The sequence below is a fragment of the Pseudomonas sp. LB3P81 genome (assembly GCF_054897965.1).
The window spans coordinates 3300496-3320523 of sequence record NZ_JBUBVG010000001.1 but is presented as its reverse complement, the minus strand read 5'-3'; the positions used below and the strand labels follow the sequence as shown (position 1 = coordinate 3320523).

The window sequence follows — 20028 nt, the reverse complement described above, 5'->3', positions numbered from 1 at the left end:
AAGAATTACCAATGAGTTATAGCTGCTGATTGGGAAAAAGCCCGAACCGTCGGGCGGCGTCATTATTTTGTCTTGTTCAACACCTGAAGAAGCGCTGCCGTTTGTGCGTCCGGCAAGCCGTCGAAGCGGGACGGCCGGAAATGCATCTGAAAAGCTGCAATCACGTGACGTGTCGCAACATCCAGTTCACCGGTTTGCGGTGTGGCATAACCCAGGCGAGCCAACTGTGCCTGAAACCAGCTGATGCTTGGCAGTTCAGCGTCGAACTGCGCTTGTTGGCGCGCCACGGCCTGTTCGTCCGGCCAGATTCCAAGGCCCTCGGCAGCCAACCGTTTCCAGGGGAAAAGTGGCCCCGGATCCAGCTTGCGAAACGGTGCGATGTCGCTATGGCCGATGATGCTGCGGGGGCTGATGGCGTGACGTTTGCTGATGTCTTTGAGCAGGACGATCAAAGACTGGACCTGGGCTTCGCTGTAGGGATACCAGTAACGCCCTCCTGTCGGAAGTGCTTTGAATCCTGGATTGACGATTTCGATGCCGATGGAGCTGGAGTTCAACCAAGTCCGACCCTCCCACTCACTCTCTCCGGCGTGCCATGCCCGCAGGTTTTCGTCCATCAGCTTATAGATGGTGGCGTTCTTATCGTCGCCAATCAGATAGTGGCTGCTGACTTCGCCGTGGGTCAGCAGTTGCAGTGAGCGTTCCAGCGATGCGGAGGTGTAATGCACCACCACGAATTGAATGCGGCTGTCGTGGTTGGCCGAAGGATGGCTGGTGTCGAACCGGGGGCCGCTGGTACAGCCGGCCAACAGAAGCGACACGATGAGAGCAAGATATTTCATGGCAAAGGACAGTACGCGCAAGACAGTAATGCAACAGTGTAACGTAATGCCTTGCGCGACGACGGCTAACGGGACCATTTAAACAAAATGGAACAATTGGCTCTCAGCCGAATTCCACCCGATTACGGCCTGCATGTTTGGCGCGGTACAACGCCTGATCGGCTCTTTTCAGCACCATATCGCTGTGTTCTCCGGGCTTGAATGCAGTCATCCCCATCGAAACGGTGATGGTCACCGGCTCCCCCTTGAAGTGGAATGGGCAGGCTTCGATGGCCGCGCGCAGGTGTTCCAGCAGTTTTGCCCCCGCCGCTGGCACTGTGCCCGGCATCAGCAGGACGAATTCTTCACCGCCAAACCGGGCGATGAAATCGGTCCCGCGCAGGCGTTTTCGCAATACGCTGGCGATGATTTTCAGCACCTTGTCCCCCGCCAGGTGACCATAGTTGTCATTGATGCGTTTGAAATGATCGAGGTCGAGCATGGCCAGCAACAGGGTGTTGCCGTGTTGCTGCCACAGGCTGATTTCGTGATCGAGCCGTTCACTCCAGGCCGCCCGGTTGGGCAGTCCGGTCAGCGGGTCGATCAGGGCTTTCTGGCGCTGCTCTTCAAGATGCTCGCGGTAGCCTTGAGCTTCCTGCTCCATGTGCGCCACGCGTTCGGCCAGGCCTTTAAGGCGGGCGGCCACTTCCTGCTCGCGCTCGTCGCGCTGCTTCTGGTGCTGATCCATGGTGCCGAGCAGGCCTTCGAGGTGGTTCTCCAGGACGAGCTTGAGATCGTCGAGGTCCGCCGCCTCCTGCATGCTGCTCTGCAGGCCGTCGACCTGCTCGCGGATCTGCGTGTCCATTTCGCGCGCGGCAGAGCTGTTGTCCGCATGGCCATCGCTGGCGGCTTGCAGGTTGCTCTGGAATGACTCGAGGCGCTCGTTGAGTTGCTGCAGATAGGCTTCGAATTCATGCTGGCCACTGTCGTTGATCGCCAGCATCAAGGTGGCTAAATCGTCGAGGATCGGCAGCAGTTCGTACCAGTTCAAACCGTTTTGCAGGCGATCGCGCATCGCTTCGGCTTGTGGCCGATGGCGCTCGGGCAGTGACAGGTCGTCCAACAGGCCCAGCAACGTGTCTTCGATGTGCTTGGCGACCGAGCTGTAGGATGGCTCCGGCGAGTCCGGCAGGGCGTAGTGAACATCGTGTTCAGAGTGTTCCGGATCTACGGCGGCCAATGCCTGGGCCATGGCCGAGGGCAGGGGCAGACGGTCGAGGAATACCGTCGGGGTCAACTCGTCTGGATTGCTCGCCAGTTGAGTCTCGGCAACCGTTGACGTGGCGGCTGGTGCCGGCTGCTCTGGTGGTTGAATCTCCGACTGGACCGGTGTTTCCGGAGCGGGTGCTTGCTGGGGTTTATGGACTGGCGGAACAAACGCCACGACTTCGGGCGTCGGCGTCACTGTGGGCGCTTCGATCACCTGTGGTTCGGGCTGGGCAGGGTGATCGGCTGGCGGCGTTACGCGTGGCTCGTCGGCAATTGGCGCGGGATCGACGGTCACTCGCGGCAGTTCGGGAGGTGTCGCAGTAACCTCTTCGACAGGCAGCGGGGTATGCACTTGCGCTTCCGGGGGAGCCACCTGATGTATCGCATCTTCCGTTTCGCGATTGCCAAACAGGCGTTGCAGCAAGCCTGGACGATCGGGTTCCGCCGGGTTCTCCAGTTGACTCAAGGCTTTGCCTTGCAGACTGCTCAGTTCGCTGAGCAGCAACGGGATCTCACGCGCCTGGCTGACGCGACCGTCGAGGGTTTTGGCGAAGTTCTTGAGTGGCCGGCTCACTTCCCGGGGCAGCGGCAACGTTTGCAGTTGCGCGACCAGCGCGGACAGTGCGGCGCTGGTCTGATTGACCCGGGTTTCGCGGCGCTGTTCAGAGTCGAGTACCGCTTTTTCCAGTCGTGGAAGCAGTGCGGCCAGACCGGCGTCCATCTCGTTGGTGCGGATGACTTCGCGCATTTCCTTCATGCACTGGTCAACCGCGCGGTCGGTGCCCTCGGCCGCCAGCGTACTGCGCACCAGTCCGCGCCGCAGCAGGTCGAGCCGCGCGTCCCAGCGGCGTTCGAGCTTTTCCTGTTGTTCGATACTTTTGAGGTATTTCTCTTTCCAGCGCTGTGTTTCGTCGCTCATTCATGGGTTCCGCGAAGGGCAGGACTCAACGCGGGCAATGCGTCGGCCGTGAGCGAACCCGGCAGACGAATCTCTACCGCGACCGGCAGGTGATCGGAAATGGGCTGTGCCAGCACTTCGACCTTTTCAAGCGTCAGGGTCGGGCTCAGCAGAATGTGGTCCAGGCAGCGCTGCGGGCGCCAGCTCGGGAAGGTTGCTTCCAGTTGCGGCGCCAGCAGGCCGAGGTCGCGCAACGGAGAATTTTGCAGCAGGTCACTGGCGTGGGTGTTCATGTCGCCCATGAGCACCTGATGTTTATAACCGCCGATCAGCTCGCGGATGTAAGCCAGTTGCATGCTCCGGGCGCGGGCGCCCAGCGCCAGGTGCATCATGACCACCACCAGCGCTTCCGGACCTTCACCGAAACGCACCAGGATCGCCCCGCGACCCTTGGGCCCTGGCAGCGGATGATCTTCAATCGCCCACGGGCGCAGGCGGCTGAGCACGCCATTGCTGTGCTGGCCGAGGCGACCGAGATTGCGATTGAGTTGTTGATACCAGTAGGGGAAGGCGCCGAGTTGCGCCAGGTGTTCGACTTGATTGACGTAGCCGGATCTCAGGCTGCCGCCATCGGCTTCCTGCAGGGCGACCAGATCGAAGTCGCCCAGCAGATTGCCGATCTTTTGCAGATTGTCGGCGCGCCCGGTGTGCGGCAACAAATGTTGCCAGCCCCGGGTCAGGTAGTGCCGATACCGCTCAGTACTGATGCCCACCTGGATATTGAAGCTGAGCAAGCGCAGACGGCTGTCTGCAGGCAACCCCGTCGATTCCAGGTGATGCTCGTTGACCCGCGGATCATGCAGGCCAACGATGCGTTCAGTACCCCAGCGGCGCATGGCAGGCCCCGCGCTTAGTTGGCAGCAGCCTTGTTAGCCGCCCGCTCTTTGTCGACCAGTTTGTCGGCCAGTTGCAGGGCTTGCTCGGCGCCGCCGGCAGAACCCACGTCGAAGCGATACTTGCCGTTGACGATCATGGTTGGAACGCCGGAGATTTCATATTTCTTGGCCAGTTCGCGAGCCTTGTTGATCTGGCCCTTGATGGCGAAGGAGTCGAAGGTCGCCAGGAACTTGTCCTTGTCTACGCCTTGAGTCGCCAGGAAGTCGGCCATTTCGTTTTTATCGACCAGCTTTTTGTGTTCTTTCTGAATCGCGTTGAACACCGCAGCGTGAACCTTGCTCTCGACGCCCATGGCTTCCAGGGTCAGGAACATTTGACCGTGTGCGTCCCATGGGCCGCCGAACATCGCAGGAATACGAACGAAGTTCACGTCGGACGGCAGTTTCTCGACCCAAGGATTGATCACCGGTTCGAACGCATAGCAATGCGGGCAGCCGTACCAGAACAGCTCCACCACTTCGATCTTGCCAGGCACCGCAACCGGAACCGGATTGCTCAGTTCGACATAAGGGGCGGCGGGTGCTTCGGCGGCTTGGGCAGTCATGCCGAACAGGCTGGCAGCGACGAGTGCGGCGCTGATGATCAGATTACGCATGCTTTACTCCTGGACAATTTGGTCGCCTCGCGCGACCTGTTTTCAGGCAGGTCATGGCGGGCTTGAGTTCTGTAGTGTAACGGCAGCAGGCACAAAAAAGGGCGGCCTGAGCCACCCTTTTTATACTTGCTGCGACGGATTAATAGAGCGTTAACGTTGCAGGAGATGTACATCCCGCGCGGCGCCCCATTCGACGTCTTAGTGCAGGCCCTGAATGTAGCTGGACACCGCTGCGATATCTTCGTCGCTCAGGCGTTTGGCAATGGTCTGCATGGTTTTGGTGTCGCCGTCGTTGGTGCGGCCGCCTTCTTCCTTGCGGAAGTCGGCCAGTTGCTTGGCGACGTATTGAGCGTGCTGGCCACCCAGGTGCGGGAAGCCAGCGGCCGCGTTGCCTGCGCCGTTTGGCGAGTGGCAGCCGGTGCAGGCTGGCAGGCCCTTGGCAAGGTCACCACCACGGAAGAGTGCTTCACCGCGAGCCACGACTTTAGGGTCGGCGGCGCCAACGCTGCCTTTCTGGCTGGCGAAGTAGGCGGCAATATCGGCCAGGTCCTGATCGCTCAGGTTGGTCAGCAGGCCGGTCATTTCGAGTACCGTGCGTTTGCCGGACTTGATGTCGTGCAACTGCTTGTTCAGATAACGCTCGCCCTGACCTGCCAGTTTCGGAAAGTTAGGCGCCATGCTGTTGCCATCCGGGCCATGACAGGCACCACATACTGCGGCTTTCGCCTGACCAGCAGTTGCATCACCTGCAGCATGGGCTATGCCGGAGATCCCCACGGTCAACAGCAGACTCACGATCAATTTGTTCATCAGCTAATCCAACTACGGCTAAGGGTTAAAGAGTTATGGACCGGGATCACTCGCTCATCCACTGGATGATGGCTTGGTAATCCTCGGCACTGCAGTCCATGCACAAACCACGCGGCGGCATCGCCTTGAAACCCTGGGTCACGTGTTGCACCAGCGTCTCCATACCTTTCGCCAACCTCGGCGTCCAAGCTGCCTGATCGCCCTTTTTGGGCGCCATGGGTAGTTGGCCGGAATGACAGGCACCACAAACACGGTTGTACACAGCTTCCGGATCCTGTGTAGCCTGAGCGCTGTAAAGCGGCATCAAGACACCGGCAGCTAGCAGCCATTTCGTCATAAAACGACCTTTTCAGGGTTGAGAGCGTTCTGCGTTCTAATGCGCAATCAAGGTCAATCGCTCTCGTGAACTTCATCCTACGCTGGGACAAAGCGCACACAAAATCTGCGGCATTATATACTGGCGCTACTGAAACGGAAACGACACCGCTTGCCGCGTCCATTCCCGGCGCCGCCCACATCGGAAATCCCATGCAACTCAAGAACCCCATCCTCGGCCTGTGCCAACAGTCCACCTTTATGCTCAGCGCTGCCAAAGTCGACCAATGTCCCGACGACGAAGGCTTTGAAGTGGCCTTCGCCGGGCGTTCCAACGCCGGTAAATCCAGCGCGTTGAACACCCTGACGCATGCCAGCCTGGCGCGGACCTCGAAAACCCCGGGTCGCACGCAACTCTTGAACTTCTTCAAGCTAGACGATGATCGTCGTCTGGTCGACCTTCCGGGCTACGGTTATGCGAAAGTGCCGATCCCGTTGAAGCTGCACTGGCAGCGTCACCTGGAAGCCTATCTGGGTGGTCGCGAGAGTTTGAAAGGTCTGATTCTGATGATGGACATCCGTCATCCCATGACCGACTTCGACCTGTTGATGCTCGACTGGGCCGTCGCCAGCGGCATGCCGATGCACATTCTGCTGACCAAAGCGGACAAGCTGACCTACGGCGCGGCAAAAAACGTCTTGCTCAAGGTTCAGTCGGACATTCGCAAGGGCTGGGGTGATGCGATCAGCATTCAGCTGTTCTCGGCGCCAAAACGCATGGGCCTGGAAGACGCCTACACTGTATTGGCGGGCTGGATGGAACTGGCTGACAAAGGCTCGGAACTCGCGGAGTAACAAATCGCGGGCAAAAAAAACCCCGGACTTCTTATGGGGAGGGGGAAGTTCCGGGGTTCAAGTTCCGGACCGCTAGGGCGGGGTCCAGATATCTGCCAACACTTAACACAACATAGGAGCATCGAAGGGCTTCACCAGCCATTCAGTTACTCTGAGTGGCAGTTCACAGGTTTAGTTCCGGCGTTTCAAAAACCATTCGAAATAAGCCGGATCGCTAACGGAAATAAGCGCCCTTCGCCCCTTTTGCCGCGGAACATTGTAGGAGCGAGCTTGCTCGCGATGGTCGTCAACGATGACGCGTGTCCCCTGAATGAACGCAGCGTGTTCGAGTCCATCGCGAGCAAGCTCGCTCCTACAGTGGATCAGTGAGCCTCATCCCAGTTATTTCCCACGCCAACCTCGACCAGAAGCGGTACATCCAGCTTCGCGGCGTTGGCCATGTGCGCGCGAATCTCTTCACGAACCTGATCGACCAGATCTTCACGCACCTCAAGCACCAATTCATCGTGCACCTGCAGGATGACCTTGGCGTCGAGACCCGATGAGGTCAGCCAGTTATCCACAGCCACCATGGCTTTCTTGATGATGTCCGCCGCGGTGCCTTGCATCGGGGCGTTGATCGCCGTGCGTTCGGCACCTTTGCGCAGGGCCGGGTTTTTTGCGTTGATTTCCGGCAGGTACAGGCGACGACCGAAGATGGTCTCGACGAAACCTTGCTCGGCAGCCTGGGCGCGAGTGCGCTCCATGTATTCCAGGACACCTGGATAGCGTGCGAAATAGCGGTCGATGTACGCCTGGGACTGTTTGCGATCGACGCCGATCTGCTTGGCCAGGCCAAACGCGCTCATGCCGTAGATCAATCCGAAGTTGATCGCCTTGGCACTGCGACGCTGATCGGTGCTGACTTCGGCCAGTTCAACCCCAAAGACTTCCGCCGCCGTGGCTTTGTGCACATCCAGATCATTGCGGAAAGCGTGCAACAAACCTTCGTCCTTGGCCAGGTGAGCCATGATGCGCAGCTCGATTTGCGAATAATCCGCGGCCAGCAGCTTGTAGCCTTTTGGCGCAACGAACGCCTGACGAATCCGACGACCTTCGGCGGTGCGGATCGGAATGTTCTGCAGGTTTGGATCGCTGGACGACAAACGTCCGGTCGCCGCGACAGCCTGATGATAAGAGGTGTGAATCCGCCCGGTGCGCGGGTTGATCTGCTCCGGCAGACGATCGGTGTAGGTACTTTTCAGTTTGCTCATCGAGCGGTACTGCATCAGCACTTTGGGCAGCGGGTAATCCTGCTCGGCCAGTTCCGCCAGCACCGCTTCGGCCGTTGAAGCCTGGCCCTTGGCGGTTTTGCTGAGGATCGGCAGGCCGAGTTTTTCGTACAGGATCACGCCCAATTGCTTCGGCGAGCCGAGGTTGAATTCCTCGCCAGCGATGGCAAATGCCTCACGCTCCAGCGCGACCATTTTCTCGCCCAGCTCAACGCTCTGGATGCCCAGCAGGTTAGCGTCGACCAACGCGCCCTGACGCTCGATCCGTGCGAGCACCGGCACCAGCGGCATTTCGATGTCGCTCAGGACTTTGCTCAGGCTCGGAATGGCGTTGAGCTTTTCCTGCAAGGTCTGATGCAGGCGTAGCGTCACGTCAGCGTCTTCGGCGGCGTAAGGCCCGGCCAGCTCCAGGGAAATCTGATCAAAGGTCAGCTGTTTAGCGCCTTTGCCGGCAATGTCCTGAAAACCTGTGGTGGTGTGATTCAGGTACTTCAGCGCCAGGCTGTCCATGTCGTGGCGGGTCGCGGTGGAATCCAGCACGTAGGATTCAAGCATGGTGTCGAAGGCAATGCCTTGCACGGTGATGCCGCAGCTCTGATCGCCGCCGATGGCGCAATTGGCCAGGATGTTCATGTCGAACTTGGCGTGCTGGCCGACCTTGAGTTTGTTCGGGTCTTCAAGGATCGGCTTGAGTGCGCGCAGCACAGTGTCGCGATCCAGTTGATCCGGCACGCCCATGTAGGAATGGGTCAGCGGAATGTAGGCCGCTTCGTTGGCCTGCACAGCGAACGACAGGCCGACCAGTTGCGCCTGCTGCGCATCGATGCCGGTCGTCTCGGTATCGAACGCAATCAACTTGGCGTCGTTGAGTTTTTTCAGCCACAGGTCGAAATCGGCCTGGGTGAGGATCGTGGTGTACTTGAGTTCGGTCTCGACGGCGGCTTCTTCAACCGCCGGCGGGCTGACTTCCTGGCCGGAACGCTTGGCGTCGCGCTGGTTCTCTTCGAACCAGCTCTTGAATTCCAGCAGCGTGTAGAGCTCGGCCAGTTTGTCGTGATCCGGCTTGCCCATTTGCAGGTCGTCGAGGCCGATGTCCAGCGGCACGTCGATCTTGATCGTCGCCAGCTGATAGGAGAGGAATGCCATCTCCTTGTGCTCTTCGAGTTTGGCCGGCAGGGTTTTCGCGCCGCGAATCGGCAGGGTCGGAACGATGTCGAGCTGCGCATAGAGCTCGGTCAGGCCGCCGTTTACGCCGACCAGCAGGCCGGACGCGGTCTTTGGACCGATGCCCGGAACGCCCGGGATGTTGTCGGAAGAATCGCCCATCAACGCCAGATAATCGATGATCTGCTCGGGAGCGACGCCGAATTTCTCCTTCACGCCCTCCACGTCCATGCTGCTACCGGTCATGGTGTTGACCAAGGTAATGTGGCCGTCGACCAGCTGCGCCATGTCCTTGTCGCCGGTGGAGATGATGACCGGGCGGTCGGCCGCCGCGCTGCTGCGGGCCAGGGTGCCGATCACGTCATCGGCCTCGACGCCTTCGACGCACAGGAGCGGGAAGCCCAGAGCGATTACGCTCTGATGCAGCGGCTCGATCTGCACGCGCATGTCGTCGGGCATGCTCGGACGGTTGGCTTTGTATTCGGCGTACATGTCATCGCGAAACGTCCCACCCTTGGCGTCGAACACGACGGCGAACGGACTGTCCGGGTACTGCTTGCGCAGACTCTTGAGCATGTTCAGCACGCCTTTGACCGCTCCGGTCGGCAGACCTTTGGAGGTGGTCAGCGGCGGCAGGGCGTGAAAGGCGCGATACAGGTAAGAAGAACCGTCCACCAGGACGAGGGGGGCTTGGCTCATGTGCAGGATCAACCTTTTCGGCGGGTCCGGCGCTAGAATAGCGGGACCGTTGACGACAAAGGGACAAGGTTATCATGCGCACACTAAATCGCCTGTTGCTGGCTGGCTTGTTTGCAACCGTTCCACTGGCCGTCATGGCGGCGGACGATGCGCCGACTCCGGAGCCTGAAGTCACGATCCGCACGGAAGGGGACAAAGTCATTCAGGAATACCGCCAAAACGGTTTCCTGTATGCGATCAAGGTCACGCCGAAGGGGGCACCGCCGTATTTTCTGGTGCGTGCGGACGGTACAGATGCGAACTTCATCCGCTCGGATCAGCCGGATATGCTAATTCCGTCGTGGAAGATTTTTGAATGGAAGTAGTTTCTTAATTTCAATCGGCGCTGGCTCAAGCAGCGGCGCCCGTACTGGCAGTTAAAACATGTCTGTATTCACCCCGCTGGCTCGGCCCGAGCTGGAAACCTTTCTCGCCCCATACGGGCTCGGCCGCCTGCTTGATTTCCAGGGGATTGCCGCCGGTAGCGAAAACACCAATTTCTTTATCAGCCTGGAGCAGGGCGAATTTGTCCTGACCCTGGTCGAGCGCGGTCCGGTTCAGGAGATGCCGTTCTTCATCGAACTGCTGGACGTGCTGCATGAAGCCGACCTGCCGGTGCCCTACGCCTTGCGCACGACCGATGGCGTCGCCTTACGCGAACTGGCCGGCAAGCCTGCGCTGCTGCAACCGCGCCTGGCCGGCAAGCACATCAAGATCGCCAACGCGCAGCATTGCGCCCAGGTGGGCGAGTTGCTCGGCCATCTGCACCTGGCGACCCAGGCCAACATGATCAAGCGCAAAACCGATCGCGGCCTGGACTGGATGCTGGAAGAGGGCACGCAGCTGTTGTCGCACCTGAATGCCGAGCAGAAAGAACTGCTGCAACGGGCGCTGGATGAAATCACTCAGCAGAAAGAGAAAATTCTGGCGTTGCCACGGGCCAACATCCACGCGGACCTGTTCCGTGATAACGCGATGTTCGAAGGCACGCACCTGACCGGCCTGATCGACTTTTACAATGCTTGCTCGGGGCCAATGCTCTACGACGTGGCGATTGCCTTGAACGATTGGTGTTCGGATGACGACGGGTTGATCGATGGGCCGCGAGCGCGGGCGTTGCTGGGGGCTTATGCGGCGTTGCGACCATTCACGGCGGCCGAGGCGGAGTTGTGGCCGACCATGCTGCGCGTGGCGTGCGTGCGGTTTTGGCTGTCGCGGTTGATTGCTGCTGAGTCTTTTGCCGGGCAGGACGTGTTGATTCACGATCCGATGGAGTTTCAGTTGCGGTTGGCGCAGCGGCAGAAGGTCAGTACGCCGCTACCTTTCGCCCTTTAAATTGTGGCGAGGGAGCTTGCTCCCGCTGGCCTGCGCAGCAGGCCCATCTTGGGGCCGCTTCGCTGCCCAGCGGGAGCAAGCTCCCTCGCCACAGGGTTATCGCAGTATTTACAACGACTCCAGACACCCCGCCAAATCATTCCCCAATTTCTCCAGCACCTGCTCATACCCCTGAGCAGTCGCCGGCGTGTATCCGCCCAGCGCATCCAGCTCCGCCAGCTTAACGGGCAAACCTGCCACCAACGTTTCCGCCAGGCGCGGACGCAACGGCGGTTCGCTGAACACACAGGTCTTGCCAACTTCCTGCAACCGCGTACGCATTGCCGACACATGCTGGGCACCCGGCTGGACTTCGGCGGCGACGCTGAATACGCCAGTGTGCTTCAGACCGTAAGCGTCCTCGAAATAGTCGAATGCTTCATGGAACACAAAGTACGGTTTGCCCGCGATACCCGCCAGACGTGCCTTCAAGCGCAGGTCCAGCGCGTCGAGACGGTCATCAAAGGCCTTGAGATTGCTCTGATAGCGCGCCGCATTGGCCGGATCGGCAGTGCTCAAATCAGCGGCCATTTTCGTCGCGATCACCCGGGCGTTAACCGGAGACAACCACAAATGCACATCCAGGCTGCCCGGACTGTGATCGTGATCATGCTCATCGGCTTCTTCGGCGTGGGAGTGACTGTCTTCGGCGAAACGACGTAACTTCAGTCCCGGCAGATCCTGCACGGCAACGCTCGGTAGCGTACGACCCTTCAACACGCGAGGCAGGAAACCTTCCATGTCCGGCCCGATCCAGTAAACCAGATCCACCGATTGCACCTTCCGTACGTCGGAAGGGCGCAGGGCATAGTTATGCGGCGAAGCCCCCGGCGGCAGCAGCACTTCCGGAATCGCCACGCCGTCCTGCACCGCAGCGGCAATCAGCTGTAGCGGCTTGATGCTGGTGAGGACTTTGACTTCGGCATGAGCAGAACCGATCAACAGAAAACTGGCGATAAATGCGACAAAGATAGAAAAAAGTCGGGACACGATGACCACTCGAAGAGGCGAGAACGGGTAACATAATAACGTCTCTCACAAAACTCGTCGCCGCCCATGCCAAAAACACCGATTGCCAGCCGTCCCCACGACCACTCTCATTGCGTTCATAGCGCACTGTCTGAGGCCGATGCCCTGTGCGCACGTCAAGGCCTGCGCCTGACCGCCTTGCGCCGGCGGGTGCTGGAGCTGGTGTGGCAAAGCCATAAACCGCTGGGTGCCTACGACATTCTTGCGGTACTCAGTGAGCAGGATGGCCGCCGCGCTGCGCCGCCGACCGTATACCGCGCGCTGGATTTCCTGCTGGAAAACGGTCTGGTGCACCGCATTTCCTCGCTGAACGCCTTCGTCGGCTGCAATTACCCGGAACACGCCCACCAGGGCCAGTTCCTGATCTGCCGCGAATGCCATGCCGCCATCGAACTTGAACAGAAATCCATCAGCGACGCGATTATTGCCAGCGCCAGGGACGTCGGGTTCGTCGTCGAAAGCCAGACCGTCGAAGTGGTCGGTGTCTGTTCGGGTTGCCAGGGGGCTTGATGAGCAACGCGCTGATCCGCCTCGAGCAGGTTGCCGTCACCTTTGCCGGGCAAAACGTGCTGGATAACATCGAACTGAGCGTCGAGCCGGGGCAGATCGTCACCCTGATCGGTCCCAACGGTGCCGGCAAAACCACCCTCGTGCGGGCGGTGCTCGGCTTGTTGAAGCCGGACAGCGGCAGCGTGTGGCGCAAGCCGAAACTGCGGGTCGGTTACATGCCGCAAAAACTTCACGTCGATCCGACGCTCCCGCTGTCGGTGCTGCGCTTCTTGCGGCTGGTGCCGGGCGTGGACCGCGCTCGGGCGTTGGCGGCCCTCAAGGAAGTCGGCGCCGAACAGGTGATCGACAGCCCGGTGCAAAGTGTTTCCGGCGGTGAAATGCAGCGGGTGCTGCTGGCCCGGGCGCTGTTGCGCGAGCCTGAATTGCTGGTGCTTGATGAACCGGTGCAAGGCGTCGATGTGGCGGGTCAGGCCGAGTTGTACAGCCTGATCACCCGTCTGCGTGACCGTCACGGCTGCGGCGTGTTGATGGTTTCCCATGATTTGCATCTGGTCATGAGCACCACCGATCAAGTGGTCTGCCTCAACCGCCACGTCTGCTGTTCCGGCCATCCCGAGCAGGTCAGCGGCGATCCGGCTTTCGTCGAGTTGTTCGGAAAGAACGCACAAAGCCTGGCGATTTATCACCACCATCACGACCACGCCCATGATCTGCATGGCTCGGTGGTCACCACGGCCCCGTCGGCCCAACCTCACGTTCATGGAGATAGCTGCAAGCATGGCTGATTTTCTGCTCTACGCCCTGCTTGCAGGCCTGGCCCTGGCGCTGGTCGCAGGTCCGTTGGGATCTTTCGTGGTCTGGCGGCGCATGGCGTATTTCGGCGACACCCTGTCCCACGCCGCCTTGCTCGGCGTGGCCTTGGGCTTCCTGCTGGATGTCAGCCCGACAGTGGCCGTCACCGTAGGCTGTTTGTTATTGGCGGTGTTGCTGGTGACCTTGCAACAGCGTCAGCCGCTGGCATCCGACACGCTTTTGGGAATTCTCGCGCCGAGCACGCTCTCTTTGGGCCTTGTCGTACTAAGCTTCATGCACGAAGTGCGGATCGACCTGATGGCCTATCTGTTTGGCGACTTGCTGGCGATCAGTCCGACCGATCTGGCCTGGATTCTCGGTGGCAGCGCGGCTGTCATGACCTTGCTGGTGACGTTGTGGCGGCCATTGCTGGCGATCACGGTGCATGAAGAGCTGGCCAGAGTGGAAGGTTTGCCGGTGCCGGCGCTGCGCCTGACCCTGATGTTGCTGATCGCCGTAGTGATCGCTGTGGCAATGAAAATTGTCGGTGTGTTGCTGATTACGTCGCTGCTGATCATCCCCGCGGCTGCGGCACAACGTCACGCCCGGTCACCGGAACAGATGGCACTGGGCGCGAGCCTGCTGGGTATGCTCGCGGTGTGTGGCGGTTTGGCTTTGTCCTGGTTCAAGGACACCCCGGCGGGCCCGTCGATTGTGGTGACGGCCGCCGCGCTGTTTCTGCTGAGTTTTGTCCTGCCCCGTCGAGGGGTGTAGACTTGCTCGTTTTTTGCGCAAATAGAGAGTCGCAGGAATGAAGCTGTTAGCCTCCCGTTATCTGCTCCTTGTCGCATTTTCGCTGCTACTGGGCGCATGTCAAAGCACGCCACCGGCGGCCACCGAGGCCACTGATGCGCGGGCCACGGCCATCGCACAGCTCGAGCAAAGCCTCGCCAGCAGTGAGCTGGCCACTGCCGAAGATCAACTGACTGCCTTGCAGGCCGAGTCGCCAAACGACCCATCCCTTGTGCAGTACCAACGGCAACTCGCCGAAGCCTATCTGCAACGCAGCCAGATCGTGCTGCAAAAAGGCGATGTGAATGCCGCCGCCACCGCTCTGAGCCGTGCGCGGTCGTTGATGCCCAAGGCTCCGGCGCTGACGGGCGGGGTCAACAACGCCATCGTTAATGCACGCAAGGCTGAGTTGGATAAGGCAGAAGCCGCGCTGTTGGCTGCTGAGGCTAAACCGCAGGCGAAAGTGATTGATCCTAGCGCCGAAAGCACCACGATTGCGCTGAACCTCACCGATATGACGAAGCTTCGTCGCCAATTGGATGCGATCGCCGCTGATGTGGTGAATTATCAATGTGACGTGAGCATTCAGGCGCCGCGCACCCAGGATTACCCTTGGTTGGCTACGTTGCTGACCAATCGGGTGAAGAAGCTGGATTCGGGGTTTGATCTGCACCTGCAGAAGCAGATTCTGCGTAACGTTCCAGCGCAGATAGTCTTGAGCCCGCGTAAACCCTAAAAGCTTCGCGAGCAAGCCCGCTCCCACAGGGTCCAGTGTCGTTCACATAGCTAGCGAACGACACAAATCCTGTGGGAGCGGGCTTGGTCCGGGCGGCGATCCGACGAAGGCGTCCTATCTAGCAATACAGCACTTTAAGCCGGCACCGCCTTGGCCTTCGGCTCCCGATCCCAAACCCGATGCTGCCCGATCGCCGCAAAGAACGGTTTGATCAACTTGCCATCCGCACCCACGATCAACCCCGCATCAACTTCCAGCTTCAACATATCCAGCAATTGCTTCGCCTCGCCTTGCAGCGCGATCGCTTTCAAGTGTTTGTACGCTTCCAGCACGTAATGCAGCGCCACGCCATCACCGCTCAACGCCTTGATTGACGCCGCACCACCGGGCACGAACACCGCGTCGAACGCAATGGACGGCAACCCTTCCATCGACGCATCCACCGGCAGCGATTTGCCATCGGCCGTTGTCACCGGGGCGGACGTCGGGCCAAGCAGTTTGGCGTGCGCGCCTTCTGCCTTCAGCGCTTTCTTCATCGCATCGATTGCAGCGCCATCGACACCGTTGGCCGCCAGAATCGCGACTTTTCGGGTTTTGATATCACCCGGCAACAAATTGGCCTGACTCAGGGCCGGGGAGCGGTCGAGGGAGATTTTCGGCACGTCGACCGTCCCTGCTTTCGGTACTGGCAAGCCAAGGTTCTGTGCCACACGTTTGGCCAGTTCCAGGTCGATGTTGGCGAGGATCTCATTCACTTCGCGCGCACGGATGAACGCCCGCTCAACCTTGCCCAGCTCAAAGCTATAGGCCGCGATGATGTGTTCCTGCTCGTGTTTGCTCATGCTGTGAAAGAACAGCCGCGCTTGAGAAAAGTGATCGCTGAACGACTCGCTGCGCTGACGGATCTTGTTGGCGTCGATACGTTCCGGGTAACTCTCGAAGCCGCCATCCTGCGCCGATGGCGGCGTTTCTTTCGGCCAGCCACCGTCGATGGAGTTCGGCTCGTAGGAGGCGCGACCCTTGTCGATGATGGTGCGGTGCAACGCATCCCGCTGGCCGTTATGGAACGGTGCAACCGGACGGTTGATCGGGATCTCATGAAAATTCGGCCCGCCGAGTCGGCTAATTTGCGTATCGGTGTAGGAAAACAACCGACCTTGCAGCAACGGATCGTTGGAAAAATCGATCCCCGGCACGATATGCCCAGGGCAGAAAGCGACCTGCTCGGTTTCGGCGAAGAAGTTGTCCGGGTTGCGGTTGAGCACCATCTTGCCCAGTGGCGTGATGGGCACGATTTCCTCGGGAATGATTTTGGTCGGGTCGAGAATGTCGAAATCGAAGGAATGTTCGTTTTCTTCTTCGACCACCTGTACGCCCAGCTCCCATTCTGGGTAATCGCCCATCTCGATGGATTCCCAGAGATCGCGACGGTGGTAGTCGGTGTCTTTACCGGCGAGTTTCTGGGCCTCATCCCAGACCAGCGAGCAAGTCCCGGCAGCAGGGCGCCAGTGGAATTTGACGAAGCGTGATTTGCCCTCGGCGTTGATCAGCCGGAAGGTATGCACGCCGAAGCCCTGCATGCTGCGCAGGCTTTTCGGGATCGCCCGGTCGGACATCGCCCACATCACCATGTGCGCCGATTCCGGCACCAGCGAGACAAAGTCCCAAAAGGTGTCGTGCGCCGAGCCGCCCGTAGGGATCTCGTTATGTGGCTCGGGTTTTACCGCGTGCACGAAGTCAGGAAACTTGATCGCATCCTGTATGAAAAACACCGGCATGTTGTTGCCCACCAGGTCGAAGTTGCCTTCGTCGGTGAAGAACTTCACGGCGAAACCTCGTACGTCGCGCACGGTATCGCCCGACCCACGCGGGCCTTGCACCGTGGAAAATCGTACGAAGACCGGGGTTTTCTTACCCGGGTCCTGTAAGAAACCGGCCTTGGTCAATACGGAATGGTTTTCATAGGTCTGGAAAAAACCATGAGCGCCAGTGCCCCGGGCATGGACGATGCGCTCCGGGATGCGCTCATGGTCAAAGTGCGTGATCTTTTCACGCATGATGAAGTCTTCCAGCAACGACGGCCCGCGGGCGCCGACTTTCAACGTGTTCTGATTATCCGAAACCTTCACGCCCTGATTAGTGCGCAGGGCTTGCTCGGTGGCGTCGGAGCGGAATTTTTCCAGGCTGTCGAGCTTGGCATTGGTGTTGCCGCGGTCCAGGGTGTCGGTCCCGGCCAGTGCGCTTTTGGGGGAGGCAGGCTTCTTGGTACTCATCAGTCGTAAACTCCTCGTTGCGTTCTCGTCCTGACCGGACTTGTGAGCAAGGTTCCAGGCACGGCACCTGGCGGTTTTCGAGTTGCTTACTTAGTGACTGGCGGGGATTTCAGCCGTTCCTTTTTTATGACCTTTGATCGCGTTATTGCCAAATGGAAGGTTGAATGCGGAATAAATGCTAATAACCTCTATACGGACAGGCTAAAATGCGCGCCCGGCTAACCGCTGATCCTTTTCTAACGCGCCCCACAAGGTTCGCTACGTGATCGAGTTTCAAAACGTCCACAAAACCTACCGCGTCGCCGGTAAGGATATCCCCGCCCTGCACCCGACCAGTCTGACGATTGAGAACGGTCAGGTTTTCGGCCTGATCGGTCATTCCGGTGCGGGAAAAAGTACCCTGCTGCGTCTGATCAATCGCCTGGAGAACTCCAGTGGCGGCAAGATCATCGTCGACGGTGAAGAAGTCACGGCGCTCGACGCCAACAGCCTGCGACGTTTCCGTCAGCAGGTCGGGATGATTTTCCAGCACTTCAACCTGCTGGCGTCCAAGACCGTTGCCGACAACGTCGCGTTGCCGCTGACCCTCGCTGGCGAACTGTCCCGCAGCGAGATCGATCAGCGTGTGGCCGAGTTGCTGGCGCGGGTTGGCTTGTCCGACCACGCCAGGAAGTACCCGGCGCAGTTGTCCGGTGGCCAAAAGCAGCGTGTGGGTATTGCCCGCGCCCTGGCGACCAAGCCGAAAATCCTGCTGTGCGATGAAGCCACCAGTGCTCTGGACCCGCAGACCACGGCGTCGGTCCTGCAATTGCTGGCCGAGATCAACCGCGAGCTGAAGCTGACCATTGTCCTGATCACCCACGAGATGGATGTGATCCGTCGCGTCTGCGATCAGGTTGCCGTGATGGACGCTGGCGTGATCGTCGAGCAAGGTTCGGTGGCCGAGGTGTTCCTGCATCCCAAGCACCCGACCACCAAGCGCTTTGTGCAGGAAGACGAGCAGATCGACGAGAGCGAACAGCGCGACGATTTCGCTCACGTGCCGGGCCGTATCGTGCGTCTGACCTTCCAGGGCGAAGCGACCTACGCGCCTTTGCTGGGAACCGTCGCTCGGGAAACGGGCGTGGACTACAGCATCCTGGCCGGTCGTATCGATCGCATCAAAGACATCCCCTACGGGCAATTGACCCTGGCGGTCACCGGCGGCGACATGGAGGCGGCGTTTGCCCGCTTCACCGCGGCTGATGTCCACATGGAGGTGCTGCGTTGATGGAAGCTCTGACTACGTTCTTCGCCAATATCGACTGGTTCGAAATCTGGCTGGCCACTGGCGACACCCTGCTGATGCTCGGCGGTTCGCTGTTGTTCACCGTGCTGCTGGGCCTGCCGCTGGGCGTGCTGTTGTTCCTCTGCAGCCCGCGTCAGTTGCTCGAAGCCAAGGGCGTTTACGCCATGTTGTCGCTGGTGGTGAACATTCTGCGTTCGCTGCCCTTCATCATTTTGCTGATCGTGATGATTCCGTTCACCGTGTTGATCACCGGCACTTCGCTGGGTGTCGCCGGTGCAATTCCACCGCTGGTGGTGGGCGCTACGCCGTTCTTCGCGCGACTGGTTGAAACCGCCTTGCGTGAAGTGGATCGCGGCATCATCGAAGCGACCCAGGCCATGGGCGCGACGACGCGTCAGATCATCACCAATGCCTTGCTGCCGGAAGCCCGCCCGGGCATCTTCGCGGCGATTACGGTGACAGCGATTACACTGGTGTCCTACACGGCGATGGCCGGTGTGGTGGGCGCGGGTGGTCTGGGCGATTTGGCGATCCGTTTCGGTTACCAGCGTTTCCAGACCGATGTAATGGTCGTCACGGTGGTATTGCTGCTGGTACTGGTTCAAGTGTTGCAAACCGTTGGCGATAAGCTGGTCGTACACTTCTCGCGTAAATAAGCTTTTGTCATTTAATGCATGAGCCGGCCATTCGCTGGCAGGCGCCGTCAACAGGCGCCGCACAAGGAGTTAGCTGAATGAAAAAATTACTCGTCGCGTTCGCTGCCGTTGCAGCCTTGTCCGCCCACGCCGACACCCTGACTGTCGCGGCGACCCCGGTCCCGCACGCAGAAATCCTCGAATTCGTGAAACCGGCCTTGGCCAAAGAAGGCGTGGACCTGAAAGTCAAAGTCTTCACCGACTACATCCAGCCGAACGTGCAAGTGGCCGAAAAACGCCTGGACGCCAACTTCTTCCAGCACCAGCCATACCTCGATGAGTTCAACAAGGCCAAGGGCACCAGCCTGGTTTCCGTCGCCGGTGTGCACCTGGAACCGCTGGGGGCTTACTCCAGCAAATACAAAGCGCTGACCGAACTGCCAGGCGGCGCCACCGTGGTGATCCCGAACGACGCTACCAACGGCGGCCGCGCGCTGTTGCTGCTGGCGAAGGCTGGCCTGATCAAGTTGAAGGATTCGAACAACATCCTGTCGACCGTCAAGGACATCACCGAGAACACCAAGGACCTGAAAATCCGCGAACTGGAAGCCGCGACCATCCCGCGCGTGCTGACCCAGGTCGACCTGGCGCTGATCAACACCAACTACGCGCTGGAAGCCAAGCTTGATCCGGCCAAGGATGCTCTGGTCATCGAAGGCAGCGACTCGCCTTACGTGAACATCCTCGTTGCCCGCCCGGACGACAAGGACAGCGAAGACATGAAGAAACTGGTTGCCGCGCTGCACAGCCCGGAAGTGAAAGCCTTCATTCTTAAGAAGTACAAAGGCGCGGTGGTGCCGGCGTTCTGATTTGAAGCTGTAACGAAAAATGGGGCGCATTGAATGC

18 protein-coding genes and 1 pseudogene are annotated in these 20028 nt (G+C 59.6%); 10 read left to right on the top strand and 9 right to left on the bottom strand.

Features of this window, described 5'->3' with window-relative positions:
* Positions 1-62 precede the first annotated feature (62 nt).
* The 6 genes from ACYZTL_RS15275 to ACYZTL_RS15250 form a co-directional block, all read right to left on the bottom strand.
* A complete protein-coding gene (locus tag ACYZTL_RS15275; RefSeq protein WP_461954315.1) occupies positions 63-842 on the bottom strand; it encodes an N-acetylmuramoyl-L-alanine amidase in 780 nt (259 codons plus the stop codon).
* 103 nt (positions 843-945) lie between these two features.
* Entirely contained in the window at positions 946-3009 is a 2064-nt protein-coding gene (locus ACYZTL_RS15270; protein ID WP_461952487.1) for a diguanylate cyclase, read from the bottom strand.
* Positions 3006-3884 (bottom strand): endonuclease/exonuclease/phosphatase family protein, encoded by an 879-nt coding sequence (locus ACYZTL_RS15265; RefSeq protein WP_461952486.1) that lies wholly within the window; start codon positions 3882-3884, stop codon positions 3006-3008. Before ACYZTL_RS15265 ends, ACYZTL_RS15270 begins: the two co-directional genes overlap by 4 nt.
* Positions 3885-3898: 14 nt before the next feature.
* Entirely contained in the window at positions 3899-4540 is a 642-nt protein-coding gene (locus ACYZTL_RS15260) for a thiol:disulfide interchange protein DsbA/DsbL (RefSeq protein ID WP_150630684.1), read from the bottom strand.
* Positions 4541-4738: 198 nt separating this feature from the next.
* Positions 4739-5350 carry a c-type cytochrome gene (locus ACYZTL_RS15255; protein WP_461952485.1) on the bottom strand — a complete coding sequence of 204 codons (612 nt, stop codon included), beginning with the start codon at positions 5348-5350 and terminating at the stop codon, positions 4739-4741.
* 46 nt (positions 5351-5396) lie between these two features.
* Positions 5397-5687 carry a c-type cytochrome gene (locus tag ACYZTL_RS15250; RefSeq protein ID WP_461952484.1) on the bottom strand — a complete coding sequence of 97 codons (291 nt, stop codon included), beginning with the start codon at positions 5685-5687 and terminating at the stop codon, positions 5397-5399.
* Positions 5688-5878: 191 nt separating this feature from the next.
* On the opposite strand from ACYZTL_RS15250, the gene yihA reads away from it, so the two are divergent.
* On the top strand, positions 5879-6520 hold the full coding sequence (gene yihA, locus ACYZTL_RS15245) for a ribosome biogenesis GTP-binding protein YihA/YsxC (RefSeq protein ID WP_017341758.1): 642 nt from the start codon (positions 5879-5881) through the stop codon (positions 6518-6520).
* A 362-nt stretch (positions 6521-6882) separates the two neighbouring features.
* On the opposite strand, the gene polA is transcribed toward yihA, so the two are convergent.
* Entirely contained in the window at positions 6883-9654 is a 2772-nt protein-coding gene (gene polA, locus ACYZTL_RS15240) for a DNA polymerase I (RefSeq protein WP_461952483.1), read from the bottom strand.
* Positions 9655-9728: 74 nt separating this feature from the next.
* On the opposite strand from polA, the gene ACYZTL_RS15235 reads away from it, so the two are divergent.
* The gene (locus tag ACYZTL_RS15235; protein ID WP_034149452.1) at positions 9729-10019 is read left to right on the top strand and encodes a DUF2782 domain-containing protein; all 291 of its coding nucleotides are present in this window, start codon (positions 9729-9731) and stop codon (positions 10017-10019) included.
* A 58-nt stretch (positions 10020-10077) separates the two neighbouring features.
* Complete coding sequence (locus tag ACYZTL_RS15230; protein WP_461952482.1) at positions 10078-11028, top strand: homoserine kinase; 951 nt, start codon at positions 10078-10080, stop codon at positions 11026-11028.
* 108 nt (positions 11029-11136) lie between these two features.
* Here the strand turns inward: ACYZTL_RS15230 and znuA are convergent, their stop codons facing one another.
* Complete coding sequence (znuA, locus tag ACYZTL_RS15225; protein ID WP_461952481.1) at positions 11137-12057, bottom strand: zinc ABC transporter substrate-binding protein ZnuA; 921 nt, start codon at positions 12055-12057, stop codon at positions 11137-11139.
* A 66-nt stretch (positions 12058-12123) separates the two neighbouring features.
* On the opposite strand from znuA, the gene zur reads away from it, so the two are divergent.
* From zur to ACYZTL_RS15205, 4 genes are read left to right on the top strand one after another with little or no spacing between them, the layout of a single operon-like run.
* Positions 12124-12606, top strand: coding sequence for a zinc uptake transcriptional repressor Zur (zur, locus tag ACYZTL_RS15220; protein WP_461952480.1), 483 nt, complete (start codon positions 12124-12126; stop codon positions 12604-12606).
* Positions 12606-13391, top strand: coding sequence for a zinc ABC transporter ATP-binding protein ZnuC (gene znuC, locus ACYZTL_RS15215; protein ID WP_461952479.1), 786 nt, complete (start codon positions 12606-12608; stop codon positions 13389-13391). The genes zur and znuC overlap by 1 nt, the downstream gene beginning before the upstream one ends.
* Positions 13384-14172 carry a zinc ABC transporter permease subunit ZnuB gene (gene znuB, locus ACYZTL_RS15210; protein WP_461952478.1) on the top strand — a complete coding sequence of 263 codons (789 nt, stop codon included), beginning with the start codon at positions 13384-13386 and terminating at the stop codon, positions 14170-14172. Before znuC ends, znuB begins: the two co-directional genes overlap by 8 nt.
* Positions 14173-14209: 37 nt before the next feature.
* A complete protein-coding gene (locus ACYZTL_RS15205; protein WP_461952477.1) occupies positions 14210-14926 on the top strand; it encodes a PA5502 family lipoprotein in 717 nt (238 codons plus the stop codon).
* Positions 14927-15060: 134 nt separating this feature from the next.
* Here ACYZTL_RS15205 and katE read toward each other — a convergent pair.
* Positions 15061-17226, bottom strand: a pseudogene (gene katE, locus ACYZTL_RS15200) (catalase HPII); the annotation flags it as partial.
* Between the two features lie 235 nt (positions 17227-17461).
* Between katE and ACYZTL_RS15195 the strand changes: the two are divergent.
* From ACYZTL_RS15195 to ACYZTL_RS15185, 3 genes are all read left to right on the top strand, one after another.
* A complete protein-coding gene (locus ACYZTL_RS15195; RefSeq protein ID WP_461952476.1) occupies positions 17462-18469 on the top strand; it encodes a methionine ABC transporter ATP-binding protein in 1008 nt (335 codons plus the stop codon).
* On the top strand, positions 18469-19143 hold the full coding sequence (locus tag ACYZTL_RS15190) for a methionine ABC transporter permease (protein WP_008027679.1): 675 nt from the start codon (positions 18469-18471) through the stop codon (positions 19141-19143). Before ACYZTL_RS15195 ends, ACYZTL_RS15190 begins: the two co-directional genes overlap by 1 nt.
* A 77-nt stretch (positions 19144-19220) precedes the next feature.
* Positions 19221-19991, top strand: coding sequence for a MetQ/NlpA family ABC transporter substrate-binding protein (locus ACYZTL_RS15185; protein ID WP_461952475.1), 771 nt, complete (start codon positions 19221-19223; stop codon positions 19989-19991).
* Positions 19992-20028: the final 37 nt, after the last annotated feature.